The organism is Acinetobacter sp. TYF_19, from assembly GCF_043105125.1.
In the GTDB taxonomy this organism is placed as follows: Bacteria; Pseudomonadota; Gammaproteobacteria; order Pseudomonadales; family Moraxellaceae; genus Acinetobacter; species Acinetobacter johnsonii.
The window spans coordinates 56,358-78,337 of sequence record NZ_JBICLH010000048.1; the positions used below are offsets into that span (position 1 = coordinate 56,358).

Consider the following 21,980-nt stretch of genomic DNA (forward strand, 5'->3'; position numbering starts at 1 on the left):
TGGTGCTTTTATTCTACGTCTAAATTGAAAGTCACGGGTCCATCATTGACCAAATGTACTTTCATGTCGGCAGCAAAAATACCGGTTTGCACATGCTCAAACTGGGTCTTGGTATATTCAACCAGTTGTTCGTATAAGGCTTCGGCATCATTCGGTGGCATGGCTGGTCCAAAGTCAGGACGTAAACCTTTTTGGGTGTGCGCCATCAAGGTGAATTGAGAAACCAGAAGAATTCCACCACCAGCTTGGCTGACATTCCAGCCCATTTTGCCTTGTTCGTCGTCAAAAAAACGATACTTTAAAATTTTATCGATCAGTTTTTTGCCTTTGTCTAAAGTGTCTTCTTTCCCAAGACCTAAGAAAACCAAGATACCGTGTTGAATTTCGCCTGTGGTTTCACCATCGACCACCACTTTGGCTTCGAGAACGCGTTGTAATAAGGCCCGCATGACTGATTTTATCTACCATTTGATTGTGCAGATTGAAATTGTAGCAAACCAAGTGCAGCACAGGAGAGATATCGATTGAAAAAACAAGGTCGTTGCGTTGATATTTACAGCAATGTTTGAGGAAAAGAGCATAAGCCAAGCGCGATAGCAACAAAGACATCAACACTTGAATTCTGAATATAGAGAAACAAGAGATGTACTGAGTAATTGGTCGAATAGCAAGACCGAATTACCAAAACATGGCTATGCAGTTTAAAAAAATGTGCTTTAATGCAATAAGTTGCTAAAAACCGAAAATGATATGTCTGCCATCATCCAATCCTTATTAGATACTGATCTGTACAAATTTACGATGCTACAGGTGGTCCTGCATAAGTTTCCCCAAGCGCATAGTGTGTACCAGTTCCGTTGTCGCAATTTGGATGACACGGTCTATCCTTTGGTCGACATTCTCGATGATTTAAATCACCAATTAGATTTGCTCTGCCAATTACGTTTTCAAGACGATGAGCTGCAATACCTGCGTGGTTTGCGCTTTATCAAAAGTGATTTTGTCGATTATTTAGAGTTGTTTCAGCTCAAACGCCGCTTTATTGTGGCCAGTATTGATCATCAAGGCCGTTTAGACATTCGAATTGAAGGGCCGATGGTTCAAGCCATGATGTTTGAAATCTTTGTGCTTGCCATCGTCAATGAGCTGTATTTCCGCCGTATTCGAAGCGAAGAGGTCATGGCTGAGGGCGAACGTCGCTTACAGGCCAAAGTGGCTTTATTAAAACACTATGAAACATCGCAAACGCCAAATGATCCCCCATTTTTAGTTTCTGATTTTGGTACGCGGCGACGTTATAGTTTGGCGTGGCAAAAACATGTGATTGAAGTGTTTAATCAAGCTGCACCGCATATTTTCCGTGGTACCAGTAATGTCTTAATTGCAAAGCAATTGGGTCTTACCCCGATTGGGACCATGGCGCATGAATTCCTACAAGCATTCCAAGCGCTGGATGTACGTTTACGTAATTTCCAAAAATCAGCACTGGAAACCTGGGTACAAGAGTACCGCGGTGATTTAGGTATTGCTTTGACGGATGTGGTGGGGATGGACGCATTCCTGCGAGATTTTGACTTGTACTTTGCCAAGCTATTCGATGGTTTGCGTCATGACAGTGGCGACCCGTATGAATGGGGCGATAAAGCCTATGCTCACTATAAAAAGTTGAAAATTGACAGTAAAACCAAAATGCTGACCTTTAGTGATGGACTGAATTTAGAGAAAGCGTGGGACCTGCACAACTATTTCAAAGACCGTTTCCAAGTCAGCTTCGGGATTGGTACCAATTTGACCAATGATATGGGACAAACCCCTTTAAATATTGTGCTCAAGCTAGTCGAGTGTAATGGTCAGTCGGTTGCGAAAATCTCAGACAGTCCGGGTAAAACTATGACGGATAACGACACCTTTTTGGCGTATTTACGTCAGGTTTTTGAGATTGCTGAAGCAGAAGTCAATTAATCCAGAATATATACCATGCCATAATCCGTTCTGGCATTGCGCATTAAAAAACTGGTGAATAGTGATATCTCTAATTCTGCTAAAAGAATGCAAAAAATCAGAATAATTGTAAAAATGAGTTGTGCTAAGATCAAAGCATGATCTGAAAATATACGAAATAATATGACACATTCTGCCTTTGATTTTGGTTTGTTGATAGACGCAGAGCAGTTGGTTCCGCATTTAGGTAATGACAAATTACGCATCGTCGATTTAAGTCGAGCTTCAGTCTATGACCAATTGCATATTCCACATGCTTTACATTTAAAGCCAAAATTTTTGGTGCGCCAAGATGAACAAGCCACCGGCCTACTTCCTGATGTAGAAGGTTTACAAGAGCTGATTCGTTATTTGAATATTTCACCCGAGCATCATGTCGTGGTCTATGATGATGAAGGTGGCGCTTGGGCGGGGCGTTTGATTTGGAATTTACACTGCTTAGGTTTTGAAAATACCAGTCTGCTGAATGGTGGAATTCATGCATGGCTTGCAGCAGGACTTCCAACCACTTCTGAAGTGGAACAGTTTGAACCTGTCAGCGCCTTGGTACAGGTCGACCAAGCCAAAATACAGCAGTATCGAATTGAATATGCTGAGTTATTAGAGAAAGTTCAAAGCAGCCAAGTCCAACTCTGGGACTGCCGCACAGAAGACGAATATACCGGCCTGCGTCTTGCAGCGCGACGCGGCGGTCACATTCCAAATGCACTACATTTTGAATGGAGTACTGCCCTTAACCGTGAAAATCATTTAAGATTGCACCCTTTAGAACGCACGCAGCAACGCTTAGAACAATTGGGTTTTAACTTAAATAAACCTGTGGTGGTGTACTGTCAGTCACATCACCGTTCAGGACTGGCTTATATTTTAGGTCGTTTATTGGGTTGGAATATTCAGGCGTATGACGGTGCGTGGAGTGAATGGGGCAACCGCCTCGACAGTCCTATCATTACCGGAGAGATGCCGTCTTGAGCCTCACATCACGCTTAAAAAAACAAATTTTCATTCAAGCTCAACGTGTTGTACCCCAACATCAGTTATCACGTGTCGTGGGCAGAGTCGCAGCCAGCGAAAATCCGATTGTGAAAAATGCGGTCATCACTGCGTTTAAAGCGCAGTACGGCATTGATATGTCGATTGCTGAGCAGAGTAATGCACTGAAATTCAAGTCCTTTAATGAATTCTTTACCCGTGCATTAAAAGAGGGTGTGCGTGATATTGATACCGATGCGACCAGTATTGTATCGCCTGCGGACGGTGCGATTTCACAGTTGGGTCCCATTGTGGAAGGGGATATTTTCCAAGCCAAAGGGCAAAAATTCACCGTTGATAATTTAATTGCAGATCCGCAGTTGGCTGAACCGTTTAAAAATGGTCAGTTTGCAACGGTGTATTTATCGCCTAAAGATTATCACCGTGTGCATATGCCATTTGCAGGCACATTGACGGAAACCTTATATGTGCCGGGTGAATTGTTCTCGGTCAATCAAACCACTGCTGAAAACATTCCAGGCCTGTTTGCCCGCAATGAACGTATGGTTTGTTTATTTGATACGGAAATCGGCCGTATGGCCGTGGTTCTCGTTGGCGCCATGATTGTGGCGGGGATTGAAACTGTTGCGACAGGAAAAGTGAAGCCTACTGGCCGTTTAGAGCTAAATCAGCATGACTTGTTCTTGGACAAAGGTGCTGAACTCGGTCGTTTCTACCTAGGCTCAACCGCTGTGGTACTGTTTGAAAAAGACAAAATGACGTGGGATGCAGCCTTTAAAGCCAACTCGACTGTGGTGATGGGTGAAGCGATGGGACATACAGTTTAATCGTGTCAGCTCTAGGTCACCGTCCTTGTTAAACGGACGGTGAGAGACAAAAAAAGCACCGATATCGGTGCTTTTTTCATGCTTTTGAAGAAAGAGGCTTATTCAGGATTATAGGTGCGTTCTTTGGGGAAAATCACTTTAAAAATAGAGCCTTGATTTTCTTTGGATTCAATTTCTAAATGAGCTTGGTGTTGCATTAACACATGTTTCACAATTGCTAACCCTAAGCCTGTGCCACCCGTTTGTCGACTGCGCGCGCTGTCAACACGGTAGAAGCGTTCGGTTAAACGGGGCAAGTGCTTAGGATCAATACCGATACCAGTATCTTCCACGGTAAAATAAGCCTGTTCACCATTGTCATGCCAACCCATGGTCACCGTTCCGCCTTTCGGCGTGTATTTGATGGCATTGGTAATCAGGTTACTAAAAGCACTGGCTAATTCCATATCTGAACCGATTAAGTCGCAGTGACTGTCAATGTCGAGATTGAGCGTATGCCCATAATCAATATTATAGGCATGTGCATCGTCATAAAGTTGGTTCATTAAGCTAGGCATGTCAATGATTTGATTTTTAGCAATTTGCTTGTCATTTTCTAGGCGTGACAGTAAGAGCAAATCATTCACCAAGGCATTCATGCGTTTGGCCTGTGCTTGCATTTGGTCAAAGGCCCGCTTCCAACGTGGGTTGAGGTCTTCTTGGTCTGTAAAGGTTTCAATATAACCACTGAGTACCGTCAGTGGTGTACGTAGTTCATGTGAAATATTATCAACAAAGTCTTTACGCATTTGTTCGAGATTATGCATACGGGTCACGTCATAGGCGACCAGTAAGCGACTTTCTCCACCAAATCGGGTCATTTTGACTTGAACATAATGTTCATCAAAACTGGATGACTTCATTTTTAAGCCATCTGGTGCCGCATCAATATTATTGTAATAATCCACAAAACTCGGTTGGCGTAATAAAGTCAAAATATTACGGCCACGGTCATTTTGTTCGATGCCTAATAACCGTTCTGCGGCAGGGTTCCACCATTCAATTTGTTGCATGTCATCGATCAGCACCACGGCTTCTTGCAAAGCGACCAATGATGACTGCGCCCGATCAATCAACCCGACCATTTCCGCTTGTACAATCCGTTCTTGGCGCTGTGCCCGATAGACATTGAACAATAATGCTCCCCAAATGCCCCCAAGGTTGGGTGGAACTTCGTAGGGACGATTGGAAATCCAGTCATTGACCAAATACAAAGAGCGCATTTGCAGAATGAAAAAAACGGCAAAAGCAAAGGAGATACACGTCCAAAAATAACCGACGCCAAAGCCAATCAAGCTTGCAATCAGCAAGAAAAAGGCAAGGAGACGTAAGTCCTGTTTGGCAAAGCCCCATAAACTGCTGTATCGCGTTTTTTTATGCTCGCGTGCGAGTTCAGGGACCGGGTAGGGTTCATACATAAAACAAAATTAACCTAGGGCGATATCCGCACGTGTAGAGAATCGATAGCCTGTACCCCGAACTGTTTGCACAAAGCGATCTGCAGCATAAGGCTCAAGCACTTTACGTAAGCGGCGAATATGCACGTCGATGGTACGGTCTTCAATATACACGTTTCCGCCCCAGACTTGGTCAAGAAGTTGTGCACGGGTATAGGCACGCTCAGGATGAGTCATGAAGAAGGCCAATAAACGATACTCGGTTGGCCCCATGTCGAGGAAATTATTGCCAAAGCTGACCCGTTGGCTGACAGGGTCTAAGATTAAACCATTGGCATCAATAGATTTTTCACCGCTGAGCGCATTAGCGCGGCGTAAAACAGCTTTAATCCGAGAAACCAATTCACGGGTCGAAAACGGTTTAGTCATGTAGTCATCTGCACCAGCATCCAGACCTTGCACTTTATGGTCTTCTTCACCACGTGCCGTGAGCATAATCACTGGAATTTCAGAGAGATTTTCATCGCGCTTGAGACGGCGACATAAGTCTACACCACTGACACCACCGGGCATCATCCAGTCGAGCAAGATCAAAGCAGGACGCTGATCCACAATCATTTGGTGGGCTTGTTTTGCATCTTCGGCTTGTAAGCATTGAAAGCCTGCCATATCCAACGAGGTGTGAATCATTTCTCGAATGGGAAGTTCATCATCGACGATTAAAATGTAGTCATCTTTCACAACGCAATATCCTATTGTAGGTAACGGCAGGCCGTTTTAATTTTATGACAGGCTTATTACAAAGATTAATTATGACAGTATCATTGCAAAAAACAGACGATTGATGAAATTTGCAAAAAAATGTGACAAAAAATCGTCATATTGGGATTCAAAATTAATGGAAGTTTAATCTAAATTGCTTTCGAAAATGCCGATCTCATCCAAGTGAAAAGTCTTAGACATCCAATTTTTCCCGTGCATTCGGGTCAGAAAAGGTTTCTAGGAGTGAAATAAACACAATACGACTGGAGGTTAAAACTTCTTCAAAGGATTGTTTAAACCCACTGACCACCCAACGGATCGCAATTTGCGTAACATAGCCATTGAGGCCTGTGGCGACCAGCGAAATTTCTCGTTCGGAACGGTTAATTTGCGGCATCATCAGCATCACAAAGGCTTGAATCATCCGGTCAAAACGGGTCATGGTTTCATGAATGGTGGCTTGGTTATGTAATTCTTGGACCAACATTGCATCGATATAAATAATACGCGCCATGCGGGGATTGTCTTTTAAGGTAGTGAGCAGGGCACGCAGTCCTGCATCAATCATTTTGTGTGGATCTGAAGAGGCTTGCATGATGGCTTGCATGACATTGTGCTGTAACTCATCGATCAGCTTTAAAAAAATGGTTTGAAACAGTTGCTCACTTTTTTTAAACGACTCATAAAAATAACGTTCAGTAAGTTTGGCTTCATTACAAATATCTTTCACCGTCACGGCAAAAAAGCCGTGAGTGCCGTAGGCTTCAATTCCAGCTTCAATGAGTTTTTCACGACGCAGCTGTTTACGTTCAGAAAGCGATAAGCCCTTGAATTGTCTTTCTTTGGTTTTATTGTTATCGCTGTTTTGTTGTACTGCTTCAGATGCCGTCATTAGATTTCATCGCCCTATTTGAAAGCCAAGGTTTTGTATAGTTTAGCAATAAACCACGACTCTACCTATGCGTAGGCTTTAATCTCTATGTGGTTTTCATAGACTTGACACTTTTGGCTATTAAATTTATGACAATTGATATTGTCAATTATAAAAAAAGCATCTACAGTCGATGTATAAAGATAAAGGACAACCACAATCTCATGAAGAATTTTAAAAATAAAGTTGCGGCAATTACAGGTGCAGGATCGGGTATTGGCCAACAATTGGCACTTTTATTGGCCAAGGCGGGCTGTCATGTATCATTGAGTGATGTCAATGAACAAGGGTTGTCGAAAACAGTTGAACTGCTACAAGGCAGCAATGTACGTGTTACTACGAAAAAATTAGACGTCTCAGACCGTTTAGCGATGCAAGCGTGGGCTGAAGAAACCGTACAAAATCATGGTTCTGTGAATATGATTTTTAATAATGCCGGCGTTGCTTTGGGTTCAACCGTAGAAGGTGCATCCTATGAAGAGCTGGAATGGATCGTGGGGATTAATTTCTGGGGTGTGGTCTATGGCACCAAAGAGTTTCTGCCTTATATTAAGAAAACAGGCGATGGGCATATCATCAATATTTCCAGCTTATTTGGTCTAACGGCTCAACCGACTCAATCTGCTTACAATGCTACTAAATTTGCGGTGCGTGGCTTTACCGAGTCATTACGCCAAGAGTTAGATATGGAAAACTCTGGTGTGAGCGCGTTGTGCGTGCATCCGGGTGGGATTCGAACCAATATTGCCAATGCTGCCAAAGTGAATGACAGCTTGCGTAGCATCGGGATGAACCCTGAGAAGTCTGCGCAGACCTTTAATAAATTATTACGCTGTCCACCTGAAGAAGCAGCGCGTCAAATTTTAGAGGCGGTACAAAAAGACAAGCGTCGTTTATTGATTGGCAACGATGCGAAAACCTTAGATTTGATTCAACGTATCTTACCGACGGGCTACCAAAAAGTGACTGCTTTTGCGACCAAATTAAGCCAAAGAAAGTCTTAATGTCGTGATGTAAAAAAAACCGCTTTGGCGAGTTCTTTTATGCTTAATTTTAAAGATCGTCATGATCAAAAATGTCTTCTATCAAATACTCGCTTAGCTTTAAATGAGCGTTTCAATGGTCTTTTTCTTCCAAACAAATTGATAATAAAGTCCCTGCATAATGCATAAGCTGACAAAGGCCAGTGCATAAGCATACCAAATCCCTTGCAGTCCCCACCACTCACTAAATAAGTAGGCACAGGGCACTTCAATCGCAATAATCGCAACGATATTGATGATCATGGGCATGGTGACTGTACCACTGGCCCGCATAATGGAGGAAAAAATGGCACTGGCACCAAAGAATAAAATGGACCACAGCACAATAAACAACAGCTGCTGCCCCAGCTCAACCACTGCATGGTCCGTGATAAACAGTGCCATGAGGTATTTGGAGAAAAGATAAGCCAAGACCACCAAGGAACCTGTAATGGTGATGTTCATGCCGAGCGCTGTACGCGTGACTTTGGCCAATAACTCGGATTTGCCTGCGCCAATGGCTTGTGCACCAAAAATCGATGCAGCAATGGCAATCGACAGGGCGGGGAATTGAATATAATTCAGAACCTGATTGACCGCACCATAGGCTGCGGTCGCATCGGCCCCATGGCGGTTGACTAGGCCCACAATCACAAGACCCGCAACCGAGGTGGTGATCATTTGAATGCCTGTTGGAACCCCTAAGCGCAGAATGATTTTACTCAGCTGGCGGTCAAAGCGAATATGACGTAGCAGTTGTGCATCGAGTCTGAGTGGGTGCTGTTTATAGTTCAAATAGAAATACAAAAAGGTCAGCACGGAAACAAAGCCTAAAATGGTCGCAATAGCAGGCGCAACAATCCCCAGTTTTGGAAAGCCGAAATAACCCGCAATCAGAACTGGCGTGACACAAAGCCCAATCAAGATGGTCATGCCAGAGGCTATCAGTGGTGTCGTGCTGTCTCCGACACCGCGTAAAATTGAGGTATAAATAATATATACAAACAGTAGGGGACTACCTGCCAACATCCATTGCACATAAGGTAACGAGAGATGCATGACGTCTTCATCGATACCCAAAGCCGATAAAATTGGTCGCGCAAAAACTACCCCTAAAAATGCAATAAAGCTGCCACCAATGAGAGTCATAAAAATAGTGGAGCCGACCACCGCACGGACTTTTTCAATATTCTGTGCGCCCCATGCTTGACCAACCAAGACGGTAGAACCCGCAGATAGTCCAATTACGAAGGCCATTAAGCAAAATAGGATGGGGAAGAACACCGCAACTGCTGCAATCGCCTGCACACCCATCATCTGTCCGACAAAGATGGTATTAATTGTACCCGACAGATTTTGCAGAATATTGGTGGCAATCAAAGGCATCAGGAAAATAAAAAAGGCTTTCCATAGCTTTTGTTGTTGCACCAATGGGGTGTGTGCTGACATAGGTCATCCTGAGGTTATTTTTATTACATTTCTAAGGCTTACCCTAGCATAGTTCAGTGTTGAAAAGCCGATGTATTTCAGTAAGCGAAGCCTGTTCTTGTGCAAAAGCAAAGCTGAAAAAGGTTTAAACGCTTTGTAAAATTTCAGCTGCCTGAGCCAAGGTTTGATCGGTCTTTGCAAAGCAAAAACGAATCATGCGCAAAGCCTCTGGTGCCTGCTGATAAAACACCGAAACAGGAATGCCAACAATGCCATGCTGCTCTGCCAGAAAGCGGCAAAATTCAACATCGTTTAAATCGGGACGAATGCGGCTGTAGTCGACATTTTGAAAGTAAGTGCCTTGCGAAGGTAGCCATTGAAAGCGTGAGCCGGTTAAACCTTCAATAAAACGATCGCGTTTTGCTTGATAAAAGCCCGCTAAGTTTTGAATATGCTCAGGATGTTGCTGCATATAATTGGCCAAAGCCAGTTGTACTGGGGTGACTCCGCAGAAGTTGGCAAACTGATAGACCTGACGGAACAGTTGCATCAGCGCAGGTGTAGCAACGCAGTAGCCGGTTTTCCAACCCGTCACATGAAAGGTTTTGCCAAAGGAACCCACCACCACACTGCGTTCACGCAGTTCAGGAAAAGACAGCGCGGAATAGTGACGTTGACCATCAAATACTAGATGTTCATAGACTTCATCAGACAGGACTAAAATATTGGTGTCGCGAATCAGTTCAATCAGCGTCAACCAATCTTGCTGGCTCCAAATGGCACCACTTGGGTTATGTGGTGTGTTGATAATGATCAGTTTGGTTTTGGCCGTGATGGCTGATTTGACCTGCTCCCAATCGACCGAAAAATGTGGGGGCTGGAGCGCAATATGAATGGCCTTACCCCCAACCAAAGCCACACTTGGCGCATAGCTGTCATAACTGGGGTCAAAAATGATGACTTCATCATCCGCATGGACTACGGCTTGAATGGTGGCAAAAAGGCCAATGGTTGCGCCCGGAGTGATGGTAATTTCAGTCATCGGGTCGAGCTGAATCTGATCGCGTTGTGCAAATTGCTGCGCCAGTTGCTCGCGTAACAACCAGACCCCATCGCCTGGAGCATACTGATTGAAACCACTTTGAGTGGCCTGTGCTAAAGCATCTAGCAGTTCAGCGGGGGCTTCGAAGTCTGGGAAACCTTGGGATAGATTTAGGGCATTTAAGCGCTGCGCCATGGCAGTCATGGTGCTGAAAATAGTGACGCCTTGTGCAGGCAGTTTAGATGAAGGCAACTGAATCATGAATGCTTAAAAGTGTCTAAATATCAGCCCAAAATAGCATATTCATCCCCTTTTACTTATGCAAATTTTGCATGTAGGACAGGGGTAAAGCATGCTTTTTTATGGATTGCTTTTATAAGAGCTGTTCAACTGCCGCGCGAATAATCCCCAGTGCTAAGCCAATAAATGCACCGACTACCACACCATTGACCCGAATCATATGCAAGTCGCCACCGACTTCATTTTCGATCTTGTCAATCATCACACTGGAGTCCCATTCGTGAATACGTTCACTGATAAAACGAATGACTTTTTCACTGTATTGGTCGCTGAGATTGACCGCAATGCCGCTGAGGCGTTGATTAAGTAAGTCTCTGACGGCTTGATTGGAGATGATGTTTTCCCCGATTTGTTGAATGGATACACGGATGTTGTGAGCAATACCAGAGTCTGGTTTTTGTAAGTCTTGCTTAATGGCATCACATAAAATGACCACTGCACCGCTAATAAAATTCAGGACTTGTGGGCTATCTAGCAGGGCATCTTTGGTTTGGTTTAAACGCTGACTGGCTTTACTTTCGGTATCTGCCAGTTCGAGCATAAGCGCGTGTCCTATCGCTTCAATCTTTTGACGCCACGGATGCTCAGGATCGGCCAACATCGACTCGACTCGTTGAATGAGTGAGTCAATGGTTCTTTGCTGCACATCGATGCCTATCCAACTGGCTCCTTTGGCCAGTTTCCAGACCCCGAGTTCTTTGAACAAGGTTCGGGTCAACTCACGACTTTGTTCAGGGTGTTGGGTCATCCAGTCATGTGCCAAGTCGAGTCCGCGTTGTAATACATCTTGATGGAAATCATTTTCTAGCACTGCACGCAGCATTTCACTGGCCAAATGATTGACTTGAGTGTTGCGCACCCACTGCACACTGTTACTTTGAATAAAGCGTCCGATTTGTTCTTGGCCCACAAACTCAAAGACTTTAGGCACCGTTTGTTGAATGACTTGGGTGACTTGCAGATTGTTTTGTGGGTTGGCAAGCCATTGACCAACCGCCAAAGACAGGTCGGTACTTTGCAGGCTTTTTTCCACCACTTGTGGAGAAAGAAAATTCTCTTGTACAAAGCGGCCCATAGACTCTGCAATACGGTCTTTGTTACGAGGAATAATTTCGGTGTGATCGCGTAAAAACTTTGGAATCGGCATTTTTCCAAAGGGATTACGGAACAGCACAGTAATGGCATACCAGTCAGCCAAGCCGCCGACCACACCTGCTTCGGCGGATAACATTAAAATATGAATGATCCAAACTTTGTCTGTGGGGACAAACTTGGCCACGACCATCAGCAGCAGCCATGTCACCACTGCCGTGATTAGGGCAATGGTGGCAAAACGTTTGCTGCGTTTCAGACTTGATGGGACGGCTTGAGGTTCATTCATAGGCAGGCTCTATGCTTTATTTACTGGTCGACGCTGGACTGCTCGGTTCAGGCGGTGGGAGCACTTCACCGGTTGGACTCAAACCGTATTTTCCACCCAGCGATTTTAAAATCAGCGTGGCATCAAAGGCATCGCTTGGTGCCGATTTTTGGTCTTTAAAGCATTGAATGCTGTATGACACTTGCACGGGGTCAATGTCGACTACACGTGGGACATCATAGAACGGATCAGGCCAAAAGGCAGGATGGCGAGAATAATAACCATATGGGTAATAAGGCATTGGGTTTGAATACACCACGGCCTGCCTTGGTGGTTGGTTTTGGTTGCTCGGGTCATTCAGTACTTTAAAGAAGCGATAACCATTTTGCACTGTGGTTTGCGCAGCTTTGACCAGCGTAATTTCTTCAGCCGTGCCATAGCTCATATTTGGGCGAGCTTGGAAGCTGATGCGATAAGTCGAGGTGTTTAATGGCGTATTACTAAACCGACCTAACTGGTCGAAGGTTAAGGGCTTTGAGGGGGTAGAGGCACAGCCTACTAAACTCAGACCCGTCGCCAGTGCACAGGCGATTAAAATTTTCTTCATGAGATAGACTCCTTAGCACACAGGGAGAAGCCGAACAGTTAAAAATGGCTGTTGGGCTGAGTCAAAAAATCCAGTTCTTCTTGGCTTGAGTTGCGGCCAAGGACTTGGTTCCGATGCGGATAGCGTCCAAAACGATCGATAATCACTTTGTGACGCTGTTCAAAATCGAGGTTAATCGGATTGCCTAAGTCTTCGAACAATTTTAAAGCATATTGATGAATAAGTTTCGATTCACTATGCATAAAGGGCATATATAAAAAACTGCGTTGTATGGGTGGCAGTGCTACATCCAGTTTTAGCGTGATGGCTTCTTGCGCCAAAGCCAAGGCCAAGGCGTCTTGAGCAAAGGCCAAAGAACTGTTGCGATAAAGGTTTCTCGACAGTTGGTCGAGCACAATAATTTCAGCCAAACGCCCTTCAGCACTACTGCGCCAAGACCATAGTTCAGCATGTGCCGCTTGTTGATGAATTGTCTTAAATTTTTCTTCGATGAGTGCATCGAACGCATCATTTTGGCTAAACCACCAGCTTTGGTTTTTGGGATCGAACCAAAAATCTAAAATTTCTTGATAATTCATAAAGTTTACAATTCTTTAGCATTTATTCTTCAATACAATCACACTTTTGACATGTCTAATAGCGTAACTTTGTGATAAATATTTTCCGAAAAAATAGAACAGATGGTTTACTTGAAAATAGGACTGGGTGTAATGTGCCGAATTAAAATCACGTTATACTGATATAAACTGATGATTTTATTTTATTCGTCGTTGTAATTGTTTCTTCCAAAAAGTGAGATTGTAATGGGTCAACCCGCATCTAAATCTACAGCTGTGTTACCGACTTGGGTCAATTCATCACTTTTGCAAGGGATGTTACGCGGGATTGAGCGTGAAAGTCTGCGTATGCAAAGTGATGGCTTTTTATCACAAGCCGACCACCCTCAAGCTTTGGGTTCTGCGCTGACCCATCCGCATATTACGACGGATTATTCGGAAGCTTTATTAGAATTTATTACACCGCCCCAGCCCAGCATTACCGAGGCGCTGCATTATTTAAAAGACATTCATAGTGTGGCGCATCGTCATTTGGAACATGGTGAAAAGCTCTGGCCGCTGTCGATGCCATGTATGTTGGATGACAATGACGATAAAATTCGCTTAGCCCAATATGGCAGCTCAAATATCGGGAAGTTCAAGACCTTATACCGTCATGGTTTAGGGGTACGTTATGGTCGTCGTATGCAAACCATTTCAGGTTTACACTATAACTTATCTTTTCCAGATCAACTGTTTGAACAATTACAACAACATGAAACAGATGAGGCACTAAAAGCCTTATCTGCACAAGACTATCGTAGTCACCGCTATTTTGGATTGATCCGCAACTTTATTCGCCTTACGCCGTTGGTCATGTTCTTGGTCGGGGCAAGTCCATCGGTCTGCCAGTGTTTTATGACAGGGCGTGAACATCATCTGTTGCCATTGCTGCGCGGGACCTTGTATTTACCGTATGCGACTGCTTTGCGAATGGGACGTTTTGGTTATCAAAACTCAGCACAAAAGCAGCTCGGTATTCATTACAACAATATCGATGGTTATCTCGAAGGCCTACAAAAGGCAGTTAAAACCGCTTATGCGCCGTTTAGTCGCTTAGGCCTCAATGATGCGCAGGGCGAACCGATTCAAATTAATGATCATGTCCTGCAAATTGAAAATGAGTACTACAGTTTGGTGCGTCCAAAGCAAGTACCGCAAGCAGGTGAAACGCCATCACAAGCGCTGAGCAATCGTGGTGTCGGTTATGTAGAACTGCGTGCGGTGGATGTGAACCCATATAGCCCAATTGGGATCAATGAAGATACCGCAGGTTTCTTAGAAGTGTTGGCGCTGTATTGCTTACTGCTGGATAGCCCAGACTTATTAGCTGAAGAGCAAGATCAAATCGAGAAGAACCAAGCGGAAGTGGTCAATCGCGGTCGCGCACCGAATGCTGCAATTGCTGTGGGTGAGCAATCGTTCCCAATTGAAGCATGGAGTCAGTCTCATTTAGAGGCGATGCAAGAACTGGTTGTGTTGTTAGATCAGTGCTATGACACCACACTCTATAGCAAAGCGATGACAGTCATGCAACAGAGAGTCGCTGAAGTTGATGATACTTTGTCGGCGCAGATGATCGAAGATACTCTGGAAGCGGGTGGGACATGGGGCTTTGGTAGCCAAATGGCCGCACAACATGCATCGAGTTATGAGCGTCATCAGTTGAGTGCAGAGACATGGGCTTATTTTGACGATTTAGCTACGCAATCACTGCAACAACAACAGCAATTAGAGCAAGACAGTCAACTGAGTTTTGAACAGTATCTTGCACAATTTAGATAAAAAATTAAGAGGATTGACCATGCAATGGAGTTATCGCTTCGTGAGTGGTGTTTTGGTTCTAGCCAGTATCATTGGGATGGCCTTTGCCTTGTATTTAGAGTACGGCCCCCTACAGTTAAACCCATGCCCACTCTGTGTGTTCCAACGTGTGGGACTGATTGGACTGGGGATTATTTCGCTGATTGCTTTTTTGCATAACCCAGCATCGAATGGTTTTAAACGCTTTTATGCATTTTTAGGCAGTCTCTCGATCTTATGGTCGGCCGGTGTGGCAGCACGTCACGTTTGGCTACAGAGCTTACCACCTGATCAAGTGCCGAGCTGTGGCCCAGGCTTGGATTATTGGTTAGATACGTTACCGCTGCGTGCTGTGTTTGAGCAAGTCTTAACAGGTTCAGGTGAATGTGCGCTGGTAGACTGGACTTTCTTGGGTCAGTCTTTACCTGTGTGGTCTTTGGTGTTTTTTGTGGCACTGGCGTTGATTAGTCTGTGGCAACTGTTGCGTAAATATCCAAGCCACGCGAAGAAAAAATAATAAAGATAAAAAAAGCCAACGTAATGTTGGCTTTTTTATTGGATGTATCAATGGTTTAGGTGAGTGCAATGCCCTCCAACTCATCCAACCCGATCATGTATTCATGCACTTGACCATATTCCGTTTCGGTTGGATTTGGATAGAACCAATTGACGATTTGTTCGGCAACACTGGCATGGGTGTGTAGCTCAAAATGGTTTAAGCCGTAGAAAATGGCTTTATGTGAATCGGGGACTTTCAGTTGAAAGCGTGGATTCATATGCTCGCCTAAGGCACTTTTCACACTGACCAAGTAATCCCCAATCACATTGAGCGCACGATATTTGCGATGTTCAAACTCAATCGTACCTGCCACTAAGAAGGTATTGATATGGGAGGGCAAAGGGGCTGGCTTACGGTTGTCATCAACATGACCAATACGCGCTTCATTATGTTCCCAGTCATCGTCTCGCACACTGCCATGACGTAAGTCTAAAATGCCATTACTGCGAATGTTGACGATATGCCCAATAATTTTGACAAAAGGGAAACGTCCCAGTTTGTCCTGCAAATGAAAGCCAAAACGTTCTAAAGCCGCACCATGATGGGGAGAACCAATACAGACTATGTTTTCCACCACATGAATCCAGCTTTGCATATTTTGTTTGCCGTAGAACAGCGCACTGCGTGAAACCAGTCCACCCATACTGTGTCCAATTAGATCGATTGAGCTAATCCGTGGGTTACGGTTGAGTAAATCTTGTAGTGAGTTGGCAAAGCTACGCCCATTGGCTGAAATACGACGACCCGTGTTGTAGTTGAGATATAGCATGGTATTTTGTGCACGTTGCGCCAGCAGTTTTTCCCCTATACCGCCATAACGCGCCGTGCTCCAGTACAAATGGTTCATGCATAGACCGTGGACCATAATCACCACGCGCCCAGACAACTCGCCTTGCTGGATAGCACCGTAATGATCATAAAATACCATCGGTAGCGCCACAGGGTTGTGATATTTCAGTAAATAGTCGCCCAAAACGCCGTTGATTGCACCGACTAAATAATGCATGGTTGGTGTTAAGGGTTTGCGATGCAAATTTGGAAATTTTTCAATGATATGACGTAAACTTGGCGCCAATAAATAGCTACCGTAGTTTTGCAGGGTATTGAAGGAAAATTGGTAAATTTTTTCAATTGACCGTGTCGACAGAAACTTCTTGGAACTGGTTTCATTCATTCCAAATAAACTGATTAAAATTTCACGTTGAATGGCCTGAATTAAATCATGGACGACATCGCCTAAGCGGTTTGTCACCAACTGAGCAATCCCTTCAAGCAGGTCGGCTTGGCTGGGAGGAGTACGGTCCCATTTACAATAGGTTTCGTGCAGAGGCGTTAAACTTGGCATTTTTTCTACCCTTGTGCTTCTGTGTCCAAAGGGACTTTATTTTTTTCAACGATCACGGTATAAATTCTTAGCACTCTAGCTTATCTAATTCATCTCGAACAACTTTTACAATAGCGATGAATACACAGATGACCTTATTTTTTTGTCTGACAATTTTTATATCCATACAAAATAATACAGTCGGCTGATGCCATCTCTTTTGAGTTCAATAAAAATGATGTAGAAGAGTAAATGTACAGCATGAATATTATTTATTTACATGGCTTTCAAAGCAGTTCTTTATCGATTAAAGGTCAATTGCTGAAACGCTATTGCGAATCTCATCCACACTGGCACGTGCATTTGCCAGACTTAAACATGCCGCCACATTTGGCCTTAGAAAAATTGGCCGCCTTGATTCAGGAGTTGGATCAGGTGGTACTGGTGGGCAGCAGTTTAGGTGGATTTTATGCGACACAACTGGTCGCGAAGTTGGCAGTGCCGGCTGTGCTGATCAATCCAGCTATGCAACCATGGCATTTGTTCCGAGATCTATTTGGTGCGACGCAACTGCCCTATAGAGTCAATGAACATTGGACGCTCGATGATGCGCAATTGGACTATTTAGAGCAGATTGAGCTGCCATTTGTGCAAGATGCAGACAAAATTTTAGTGTTATTGCAACAAGGCGATGAAGTTTTGGATTATCGTGAAGCACAGCGCTATTATAATGGCGCAGCGCTTGTGATCTCGGAAACGCAAGGCAATCATGCGATGGAAGATTTCGCAGACAAAATACCGATGGCATTACAGTTTTTATCGGACTGCTTAAAATAAGGAAACAGTACAACGTGTCTCAATATACGGCTCAATCGCTTGAAGTATTATCTGGTTTAGATCCGGTACGTCGTCGTCCCGGCATGTATACCGATACCACACGCCCAAACCATTTGGCGCAAGAGGTTATTGATAATGCAGTCGATGAGGCACTGGCTGGTCATGCCAACAAAATTACCGTCACCGTTTATAAAGATGGTTCGCTCTCAGTCGAAGACAATGGTCGTGGCATGCCTGTCGATATTCACCCCGAATATGGTCAAAGCGGGATCGAGATCATCCTGACCAAGCTGCATGCTGGTGGTAAATTCAGTACCGACAACTACCAGTTCTCAGGTGGTTTGCATGGCGTAGGCATTTCCGTGGTGAATGCTTTATCTAGCCGAGTCGAAGTAGAAGTTCAGCGTCAAGGCAACCTTTACCAAATGGCCTTTGAGCAGGGTGAACCGACTGCACCCTTGACGGTGCTAGAAGGTAAAGCTCCGAAGCGTGCGACAGGGACCACCGTTCACTTTTGGCCTGAAGCCAAATATTTTGATTCACCGAAATTTGCTCTGAAAGCGCTGAAGCACAACTTAAAAGCCAAAGCCGTTTTGGCTGCCGGTTTGCAAATCAATTATGTCGACCAAATCAATGACGAAAAAATCGTTTGGCAGTTTGAAAATGGCCTCGTCGATTATTTGATGGATGAAATTGAGGATCGTGAGATTCTGCCTCATCCAGCCTTTGTGGCAACAGGAGATGCTGAGCGTGCCAGTGCCGAATTTGCTATTTGTTGGAATGTCGATGGCGGCGAATTGGTTCAAGAAAGTTATGTGAACTTGATTCCAACGGCGCAGGGCGGAACCCATGTGAATGGCCTACGCTCAGGTGTAACCGATGCGATGCGTGAGTTTTGTGAACTGCGTAACTTGCTGCCACGCAATATGAAGCTGTCGGCTGAAGACGTTTGGGATGGTGTGAACTATATTTTATCGTTGAAGTTCCAAGAGCCACAGTTTTCAGGCCAAACCAAAGAGCGTTTATCCAGTCGTGAAGCATCGAGTATTGTCCAAAACATTGCCAAAGATGCTTTTGCGCTGTGGTTGAACCAAAACTCCGATATTGCCATGCAGTTGGCGGAAATGGCGATCTCGAAAGCAGGTCGTCGTCTGAAAGCTGCGAAAAAAGTTGAACGTAAGAAAATTGTGGCAGGGCCGACTTTACCCGGAAAATTGTCAGACTGTGTTGGACATACCCTAGAAGAGTCTGAACTGTTCATTGTGGAAGGTGATTCTGCGGGTGGTTCAGCCAAGCAGGCGCGGGATAAAAACTTCCAAGCGATCATGCCTATTCGTGGAAAAATCTTAAATACGTGGGAAGTCTCTTCTGATGAAGTCTTGGCTTCGCAAGAAGTGCATAACATTGCCATTGCGATCGGGGTCGATCCGGGGTCGGATGACTTATCCGAATTACGTTATGGCAAGATCTGTATTTTGGCTGATGCTGACTCAGATGGTCTACACATTGCGACGTTGCTGTGTGCTTTGTTTGTGAAACATTTTCCGATTTTGGTTGAAGAAGGACATCTGTATGTGGCGATGCCACCGCTGTATCGAATTGATGATGCAAAAGATGTGCACTATGCCTTGGACGATGACGAGCTTGAAAGCATGTTGAAAAAATGCAAAACCAAGAACCCGCAAATTACTCGATTTAAAGGTTTGGGTGAAATGAATGCCAGCCAACTGCGTGAAACCACGCTGGATCCAAACACACGCCGTTTGGTGCAGTTAGATTTGGATGACAGTCATTTTACTGCAGGTTTATTGGATAAATTGCTGGCAAAAAAACGTTCGAGTGACCGTAAAGAATGGTTAGAGCAGAAAGGTAACTTGGCCGAGTTGGTGGTTTAATATATTGATAAGCCTGCGTAAAGTGGGCTTATCTATTATGATGACTAAAAACTAAATTGGCTTTAAGAGAATAAAAATGGAATATCAAGAAAAACATTTAGCGGAAAATATACGAAATGATATGGGCATGAATGAAGAAGAATTACAGGAAATGCGTGAAGCTGATGTGGATGATGAAACACTACATGCCTTAAGCTTAGCAGGGCGTGTCGAATGGAAAAAAAGAATTTTGTATTATGCCAATTTATTAAATTCTCAGATGAAAAAAATTTTAGACAATGAGTTAGCACTAGGTAATCGAATCAGTGATGCACATTGTGATTATCCTGAACAAGGCTCAATACACGTTACCCTTGCTGAAAAGTTTAAAGGAAATTATAAAGAACAAAATGTTAAATATACGAAAGGTAATGATCCACATTATTGGTTTGAAGATTACACATCACTAAATCAACCTAGGCATATGATTCTGCATTAAATGAATAAATTGTGTTATTTGAACACTTTTAATCTAAAAATAAAAAGCCCGTACATTGCGGGCTTTTTGCTGCGCAGATGGGCAATAAAATTGCGCTTAATCTGTGCACAATTTTTCAGATCAATCGATTGAATTAGGCGAAATGAATTGATTTGGAACACATGATGTATACAAGTTTGTATGCAGAAAAGTAGCCATTTGGGCGCAAATCCACCTAAAATGCAGTGCATTTAAAAATTAATAAGTAATTGATAAATATTAAAATAATTAAAATTTTTACAATGATTTTTACATCATAAAACCCTGCTTGGCATAGAAATTGAATTGGCACTCATAGCGCGAATAACAATCATGCATTGCAAAATGCACCCTAAGTTTCAAGTTTGGAGAAAATCAAGATGTTCCAACAAAAATTACTCACGAAAACATTCCTTGCAACTGCAATGATGGGGACTATTACTTTGACAGGTTGTTCAAAACCTGCGGAGAAAGCGGAAACAGCAACGTCTGAGCCAGCAGCGGCAGTGAGCAGTGGTGACACTATCAAAGTCGGAATTTTGCACTCGCTCTCAGGCACCATGGCAATTTCTGAAACCTCACTCAAAGATACGGCCTTGATGACCATCAATGAAATTAATGCCAATGGTGGGGTGCTGGGTAAAAAATTAGAACCTGTAGTGGTGGACCCAGCATCTGATTGGCCTTTATTTGCTGAAAAAGCACGACAACTCATTACCCAAGATAAAGTGGCAGTAATTTTTGGCGCATGGACATCGGTATCGCGTAAGTCAGTGTTACCTGTGGTAGAAGAGTTGAATGGTTTATTGTTCTATCCCGTGCAGTATGAAGGGCAGGAGCAGTCGAAAAATATTTTCTATACAGGCGCCGCACCGAACCAACAGGCGATTCCTGCGGTGGAATATTTGATGAGCGAAGAGGGCGGTAAAGCAGAGCGCTTTGTTCTACTCGGTACGGATTATGTCTACCCACGTACCACCAATAAAATCTTACGTGCGTTTTTGAAGTCCAAAGGTGTGGCAGATGCTGACATCATGGAAGAGTACACGCCCTTTGGTCATAGTAACTATCAAACCATTGTTGGTAATGTGAAGAAATTTGCTGCAGGTAAGAAAACCGCGGTCATTTCAACCATCAATGGTGATTCTAACGTACCGTTCTATCGTGAGCTAGGCAACCAAGGCATTAAAGCTTCGGATATTCCAGTCATGGCTTTCTCTGTGGGTGAAGAAGAACTCCGTGGTATTGATACCAAACCATTGGTTGGACATTTGGCTGCTTGGAACTATTTCATGTCGGTGAAAAACCCGACCAATACTGAATTTGTCAATAAAATGAAGCAGTATGCAGTGGAATATAAACTGCCGAATGCTGACAAAATCGTGACCAATGACCCGATGGAAGCCACCTATGTGGGCATTAATATGTGGAAGCAAGCGGTTGAAAAGGCAGGCAGTACTGATGTTGATAAAGTTCGCGTTGCGATGGCTGGTCAAGAGTTCAAAGCACCATCAGGCTATACCTTAAAAATGGATGCTGAAAATCATCATCTACAAAAACCAGTGATGATTGGTGAAATTCGAGGTGATGGTCAGTTTGACGTGGTCTATAAAACACCAAATGTGATTAAGGCGGAACCTTGGAGTCCGTACATTCCTAAATAATTGTCTTAAGCGTTGAGCCTGCTGCGATTGCTGTGGGCTTTTCAGTAAGCACATCCCGATGGGGGGATGTTTTAAGCAAGCTTAAGGAAGTCATATT

General features: G+C 43.9%; 20 protein-coding genes. 10 read left to right on the forward strand and 10 right to left on the reverse strand.

The window, feature by feature from the left end; all coding sequences use genetic code 11:
* Positions 1-8: 8 nt before the first annotated feature.
* Positions 9-449, reverse strand: coding sequence for a D-aminoacyl-tRNA deacylase (gene dtd, locus ACF8FD_RS06190; RefSeq protein WP_234304323.1), 441 nt, complete (start codon positions 447-449; stop codon positions 9-11).
* Positions 450-750: 301 nt separating this feature from the next.
* Between dtd and pncB the strand changes: the two genes are divergently transcribed.
* The 3 genes from pncB (at position 751) to asd (ending at position 3,821) form a co-directional block, all read left to right on the forward strand.
* Positions 751-1,962, forward strand: a complete 1,212-nt coding sequence (gene pncB / locus ACF8FD_RS06195; protein ID WP_104221785.1) for a nicotinate phosphoribosyltransferase — start codon at positions 751-753, stop codon at positions 1,960-1,962.
* Positions 1,963-2,124: 162 nt separating this feature from the next.
* Positions 2,125-2,973: a sulfurtransferase gene (locus ACF8FD_RS06200; RefSeq protein ID WP_392453277.1), complete on the forward strand. Its 849-nt coding sequence runs from the start codon at positions 2,125-2,127 to the stop codon at positions 2,971-2,973.
* The gene (gene asd, locus ACF8FD_RS06205) at positions 2,970-3,821 is read left to right on the forward strand and encodes an archaetidylserine decarboxylase (RefSeq protein WP_058870546.1); all 852 of its coding nucleotides are present in this window, start codon (positions 2,970-2,972) and stop codon (positions 3,819-3,821) included. Before ACF8FD_RS06200 ends, asd begins: the two co-directional genes overlap by 4 nt.
* A 98-nt stretch (positions 3,822-3,919) precedes the next feature.
* On the opposite strand, the gene phoR is transcribed toward asd, so the two are convergent.
* From phoR to ACF8FD_RS06220, 3 genes are all read right to left on the reverse strand, one after another.
* Entirely contained in the window at positions 3,920-5,278 is a 1,359-nt protein-coding gene (gene phoR, locus ACF8FD_RS06210) for a phosphate regulon sensor histidine kinase PhoR (RefSeq protein ID WP_004691795.1), read from the reverse strand.
* A gap of 9 nt (positions 5,279-5,287) precedes the next feature.
* A complete protein-coding gene (phoB, locus tag ACF8FD_RS06215) occupies positions 5,288-5,998 on the reverse strand; it encodes a phosphate regulon transcriptional regulator PhoB (protein ID WP_004691794.1) in 711 nt (236 codons plus the stop codon).
* A 214-nt stretch (positions 5,999-6,212) separates the two neighbouring features.
* Positions 6,213-6,911, reverse strand: coding sequence for a TetR/AcrR family transcriptional regulator (locus ACF8FD_RS06220; RefSeq protein WP_279678615.1), 699 nt, complete (start codon positions 6,909-6,911; stop codon positions 6,213-6,215).
* A gap of 203 nt (positions 6,912-7,114) precedes the next feature.
* On the opposite strand from ACF8FD_RS06220, the gene ACF8FD_RS06225 reads away from it, so the two are divergent.
* Complete coding sequence (locus tag ACF8FD_RS06225) at positions 7,115-7,954, forward strand: SDR family oxidoreductase (RefSeq protein ID WP_178904858.1); 840 nt, start codon at positions 7,115-7,117, stop codon at positions 7,952-7,954.
* A gap of 99 nt (positions 7,955-8,053) precedes the next feature.
* Here the strand turns inward: ACF8FD_RS06225 and ACF8FD_RS06230 are convergent, their stop codons facing one another.
* The 5 genes from ACF8FD_RS06230 to ACF8FD_RS06250 all read right to left on the reverse strand — a co-directional run bounded on the left by ACF8FD_RS06230 (position 8,054) and on the right by ACF8FD_RS06250 (position 13,287).
* Positions 8,054-9,421, reverse strand: a complete 1,368-nt coding sequence (locus ACF8FD_RS06230) for an MATE family efflux transporter (RefSeq protein WP_262469727.1) — start codon at positions 9,419-9,421, stop codon at positions 8,054-8,056.
* Positions 9,422-9,545: 124 nt separating this feature from the next.
* Positions 9,546-10,703, reverse strand: a complete 1,158-nt coding sequence (locus ACF8FD_RS06235) for a methionine aminotransferase (RefSeq protein ID WP_262469728.1) — start codon at positions 10,701-10,703, stop codon at positions 9,546-9,548.
* 112 nt (positions 10,704-10,815) lie between these two features.
* Positions 10,816-12,123, reverse strand: coding sequence for a DUF445 domain-containing protein (locus ACF8FD_RS06240; protein WP_279663625.1), 1,308 nt, complete (start codon positions 12,121-12,123; stop codon positions 10,816-10,818).
* A 16-nt stretch (positions 12,124-12,139) separates the two neighbouring features.
* Entirely contained in the window at positions 12,140-12,709 is a 570-nt protein-coding gene (locus tag ACF8FD_RS06245) for a CC0125/CC1285 family lipoprotein (RefSeq protein ID WP_058951504.1), read from the reverse strand.
* A gap of 38 nt (positions 12,710-12,747) precedes the next feature.
* Positions 12,748-13,287, reverse strand: coding sequence for a DUF924 domain-containing protein (locus ACF8FD_RS06250; protein WP_279678616.1), 540 nt, complete (start codon positions 13,285-13,287; stop codon positions 12,748-12,750).
* 225 nt (positions 13,288-13,512) lie between these two features.
* Between ACF8FD_RS06250 and gshA the strand changes: the two genes are divergently transcribed.
* The gene (gene gshA, locus ACF8FD_RS06255) at positions 13,513-15,090 is read left to right on the forward strand and encodes a glutamate--cysteine ligase (protein WP_062031877.1); all 1,578 of its coding nucleotides are present in this window, start codon (positions 13,513-13,515) and stop codon (positions 15,088-15,090) included.
* Positions 15,091-15,109: 19 nt separating this feature from the next.
* Positions 15,110-15,625 carry a disulfide bond formation protein B gene (locus tag ACF8FD_RS06260; RefSeq protein WP_234304331.1) on the forward strand — a complete coding sequence of 172 codons (516 nt, stop codon included), beginning with the start codon at positions 15,110-15,112 and terminating at the stop codon, positions 15,623-15,625.
* 55 nt (positions 15,626-15,680) lie between these two features.
* Here ACF8FD_RS06260 and ACF8FD_RS06265 read toward each other — a convergent pair whose 3' ends face one another.
* Complete coding sequence (locus ACF8FD_RS06265) at positions 15,681-17,012, reverse strand: hypothetical protein (RefSeq protein WP_159151701.1); 1,332 nt, start codon at positions 17,010-17,012, stop codon at positions 15,681-15,683.
* A gap of 240 nt (positions 17,013-17,252) precedes the next feature.
* On the opposite strand from ACF8FD_RS06265, the gene ACF8FD_RS06270 reads away from it, so the two are divergent.
* The 4 genes from ACF8FD_RS06270 to urtA all read left to right on the forward strand — a co-directional run bounded on the left by ACF8FD_RS06270 (position 17,253) and on the right by urtA (position 21,883).
* Positions 17,253-17,828, forward strand: coding sequence for a YqiA/YcfP family alpha/beta fold hydrolase (locus tag ACF8FD_RS06270; RefSeq protein WP_178895741.1), 576 nt, complete (start codon positions 17,253-17,255; stop codon positions 17,826-17,828).
* Between the two features lie 14 nt (positions 17,829-17,842).
* Entirely contained in the window at positions 17,843-19,723 is a 1,881-nt protein-coding gene (gene parE / locus ACF8FD_RS06275; RefSeq protein ID WP_058870535.1) for a DNA topoisomerase IV subunit B, read from the forward strand.
* A 76-nt stretch (positions 19,724-19,799) separates the two neighbouring features.
* Positions 19,800-20,201 (forward strand): hypothetical protein, encoded by a 402-nt coding sequence (locus tag ACF8FD_RS06280; RefSeq protein WP_058870534.1) that lies wholly within the window; start codon positions 19,800-19,802, stop codon positions 20,199-20,201.
* 398 nt (positions 20,202-20,599) lie between these two features.
* Complete coding sequence (gene urtA / locus ACF8FD_RS06285) at positions 20,600-21,883, forward strand: urea ABC transporter substrate-binding protein (protein ID WP_058870533.1); 1,284 nt, start codon at positions 20,600-20,602, stop codon at positions 21,881-21,883.
* Positions 21,884-21,980: the final 97 nt, after the last annotated feature.